General features: G+C 31.9%; 2 protein-coding genes. One reads left to right on the forward strand and one right to left on the reverse strand.

What is annotated here, in order from left to right; translation table 11 throughout:
• Nucleotides 1-30 precede the first annotated feature (30 nt).
• Entirely contained in the window at nt 31-354 is a 324-nt protein-coding gene (locus ACFIQE_RS10730) for a hypothetical protein (protein ID WP_375630470.1), read from the reverse strand.
• Nucleotides 355-467: 113 nt separating this feature from the next.
• Between ACFIQE_RS10730 and ACFIQE_RS10735 the strand changes: the two genes are divergently transcribed.
• On the forward strand, nt 468-794 hold the full coding sequence (locus ACFIQE_RS10735) for a hypothetical protein (RefSeq protein WP_273721234.1): 327 nt from the start codon (nt 468-470) through the stop codon (nt 792-794).
• Nucleotides 795-1,066: the final 272 nt, after the last annotated feature.

Genomic DNA, 1,066 nt, shown 5'->3' on the forward strand with positions numbered 1-1,066 from the left:
AAAATTTCATTCGAACTCATCTTTATCTCCTTAATGCTGTAAAGTTTCTCCGGTGTGATCAACACCGCAGCTCTTGCTAATTTTCGACAATGGGGGGTGTTGCTCTTGCATTAATCTCTGCAAGCGCTCGGGATAAAAAAAATCTTCTGGACGCAAATCTATTCCATGATCACGTGCGTAATTCAAAAGCATAATTTGGTATTTAGCTGGTATAATTCCGCCTTTACCCTCTAGTTTTTTTAAAGGATAAGTCCATTTATAAACAGCAGACACATGGCATTGAGAAATCAATGACACACGTTTCGCACCGCCTAAATATTTTATAATCGTACCTGCTGAATTTTTGATATTCATTTTAATTTCTCTATTTATCAAACGGGCATTTATTCGATTATAGAAAAAATGTCAACATTTTTTCTAAAATAGAAATGTTGATATTTTTTAAAACAATAGGAATATTGATAAGTATGGATATTCAAAAAGAAATAAAAATTTGGGCAAATGAAAAACTTAAAACAATGGGTCATGGGTCCCGAACTGAATTAGCTAAACATATGGGACTTCATACATCTGTTGTATCTAAGATGCTTTCTGTCGATGATGATAAAGAAAGTAGAAGCATATCTGCTGATGAACTCGTTAGATTAACTTCATTTTTTAAAGCTCTCCCCCCTCATTTTATACCCGATAATTGTGATGATTATTTTTTAAAATTATATTCCTCGGCAAAGCCAGAGCATAGAAAAGCCGTCATTTCTTTTCTGCGATCTTTGCAAGAAGAAGATGGAAAATAACCACCCGTTTTTGCTCATTTGTTAATGACGAAAATATTTTTAGAGCTTTTTTAGACTGCTTCATACAGAATTTTCTCCACATTGAAATGAAAATTAAATTACTTTTTTGTGTAGACTATTTGTCTATCACTAAAAAAATTTTTTCTGTTTTAGAAAAATTATATTGACTTATTCTAAAATCGAAAATATGTTCACTCCATATCTTAGAAAATAACTTTTGCCAATAGGCAGTATGGAGGCATTTGTGAATAAACCAGTGTTTATAAATTCTG

It is taken from the genome of Bartonella sp. AA1HLJMS, assembly GCF_042197445.1.
In the GTDB taxonomy this organism is placed as follows: domain Bacteria; phylum Pseudomonadota; class Alphaproteobacteria; order Rhizobiales; family Rhizobiaceae; genus Bartonella.